The organism is Pseudomonas sp. 31 R 17 (assembly GCF_900004915.1).
Taxonomy (GTDB): domain Bacteria; phylum Pseudomonadota; class Gammaproteobacteria; order Pseudomonadales; family Pseudomonadaceae; genus Aquipseudomonas; species Aquipseudomonas orientalis_A.
On the sequence record NZ_CVTN01000085.1, the window covers coordinates 14,297 to 16,478 of the forward strand.

Genomic DNA, 2,182 nt, shown 5'->3' on the forward strand with positions numbered 1-2,182 from the left:
ACACCGAGCCTAGGCGAGGTGCCGAGTGGTGGGGCAAGAGCGTTTTGCTTACTTTTGCGCTTTTCAAAAGTGAGCCGCTGTAAAAGCGGAACCACTAGCAGCCGTTACCGCAGAAACGGATATGTACTCAACCCAATCCAGCATCCTGGTCGGCCCCGAGGCCGCCATCGGGGGCAAGCCCCCTCCCACATTTGGACCTCGGAGCGTCAGGTAGATACGCGTTAGCTCCCTCGCCACAGGTGCGGTGTCGCACCAAAATTGTGTAGATACCTATGCTCATCGGGGGCAAGCCCCCTCCCACATTTTGAGGCTCGGTGTGTCAGTTGATTTCGTAGCGTACCGACAGTGCACCCTTTTTTTCCGAGAGGGCCAGGATCGTTACCTGGCCCAGTTCGCTCAGTGCTTGAACATGCGTGCCACCGCACGCGTATGCCGGCAATTCACCGAAGCCGACTTCCCGGGTGCCTTCTTCCAGCGTCATGTGGCGTGGATAATCTGCGGCGATCCATTGGTTGACCAGTTGTTGAAGGACCTGCACATCCATCTCTTGTGCAGCTTCGCCGCGGATAAAAGTAATCTTGCCTTCACCCGGCCAATGATGGGCCTTGATCGGCATCCAGCCCAGGCGTTCGCCGGCATTGCCAATCAGGTGTCCCGCTGAGTGAAGGCGCGCGTGCATCGCGCGGCGTGGTGCATCGACCCGCGCCGTGATGGGGCCGGGTTCCAGGGGGTGATTGACGTAATGCACCACATGCGCGGCGTCCTGCGTGACGCGCAGCACCTGGCTGTCGCCCAGCCACCCGGTGTCGCAGGGTTGGCCGCCGCCTTGGGGATGGAAAATTGTCGATTGCAGGATCACCGCAAATTGCTCTTCGTGGGGCGTGCAGCTCAGCACTTCCAGCTCGGCTGTCAGGTGATCGTGGGTGAAAAACAGGCGCTCGGTCATCGTCTACATCCGCATCCAGGTGATGCCGACAGTATAAATAGTGCGCTGACAGGTGATAATCCATTCAAATATCAATGGACCTGTGCGTCATGAGCATCAATCTTCCGTTGCCGCTGCTGGGTGAAATGGCGATTTTCGTCAAGGTGGTCGAAACCGGCAGTTTCTCCGAAGCGGCGCGGCAACTGGGCGTTTCACCCTCGGCGGTGAGCCGCAGTATTTCGCGCCTGGAACAGGCACTGGCAACCCGCCTGTTGCAACGCACCACGCGCAAGCTGCGCCTTAGCGAGGGCGGCGAAGAGGTGTTCAAGCGGTGCCGCGAGATGGTCGGCGCGGCGCGTTCGGTAATGGAGATCAGCGGGCAATTTACCCATGAAGCCGAGGGCCTGGTGCGGGTCAGCGTGCCCAAGGCGGTGGGGCGATTTGTCGTGCATCCGCATATGCCGGCGTTCCTGCGGCGCTATCCCAAGGTGGATGTGCAACTGATCCTTGAGGATCGGCCTGTGGATCTGATCGACGACAATGTCGACCTGAGCATCCGCATCACCGACAGCCCGCCGCCCGGCCTGGTCGGGCGGCAGTTATTGCCGATCGAACATTTGCTCTGCGCGACGCCGCAGTACCTGGCCGAGCATGGCACGCCGAGCCATCCCCATGATCTGCTGGAGCACAGTTGCATCTATCTGGGCGAAACCCCCGGTGACTCACGCTGGAAGTTTCGTCAGGACGGCAAGGCGGTGACGGTCGGCGTGCGCGGGCGGTATGCGGCGAACCACACGGGCGTGCGGCTGGATGCGGTGTTGCAGCATGTAGGGATTGGCAGCTTGCCGTATTTCACGGCGCGGCACGCCTTGGAAGAAGGGCGGTTGGTGCAGGTATTACCGGCGTGGGATTTTATTGCGTCGTACCACGGCGAGGCGTGGTTGTTGCATTCGCCAACGCGCTACTTGCCGCCCAAGCTGCGCGTATTTATTGATTATCTGGTGGAGTGCATGGCGAAGGAGCCGACACTGCGCAGTCGGTAGAAATGGGTTAAACATGTGGGAGGGGGCTTGCCCCCGATGGCGGTGGTTCAGTCAAAAATGCGCCTACTGACACTCCCTCATCGGGGCATAGGTATCTACACAACTCTGTAGCGCTCAATCGTAACCACGATGCGAAGCGAGTCGCTCTTGATCTTGATCTGCTTTTGATCCTAGGCGCCCCGTTAAACCACGCTGGCCGAACGCAGGCTTGAAT

The 2,182-nt window shown here is 59.8% G+C and carries 2 protein-coding genes; one reads left to right on the forward strand and one right to left on the reverse strand.

The window, feature by feature from the left end; translation table 11 throughout:
• Positions 1 to 319: 319 nt before the first annotated feature.
• On the reverse strand, positions 320 to 946 hold the full coding sequence (locus BFP89_RS25360; protein WP_065888194.1) for a hypothetical protein: 627 nt from the start codon (positions 944 to 946) through the stop codon (positions 320 to 322).
• Between the two features lie 89 nt (positions 947 to 1,035).
• On the opposite strand from BFP89_RS25360, the gene BFP89_RS25365 reads away from it, so the two are divergent.
• A complete protein-coding gene (locus BFP89_RS25365; RefSeq protein ID WP_065888195.1) occupies positions 1,036 to 1,968 on the forward strand; it encodes a LysR family transcriptional regulator in 933 nt (310 codons plus the stop codon).
• Positions 1,969 to 2,182: the final 214 nt, after the last annotated feature.

Excerpts from the sequence above, each read along its gene's own strand:
- BFP89_RS25365 (WP_065888195.1), top strand. The coding sequence starts at position 1,036 with ATGAGCATCAATCTTCCGTTGCCGCTGCTGGGTGAAATGGCGATTTTC.
- BFP89_RS25360 (WP_065888194.1), bottom strand. The coding sequence starts at position 946 with ATGACCGAGCGCCTGTTTTTCACCCACGATCACCTGACAGCCGAGCTG.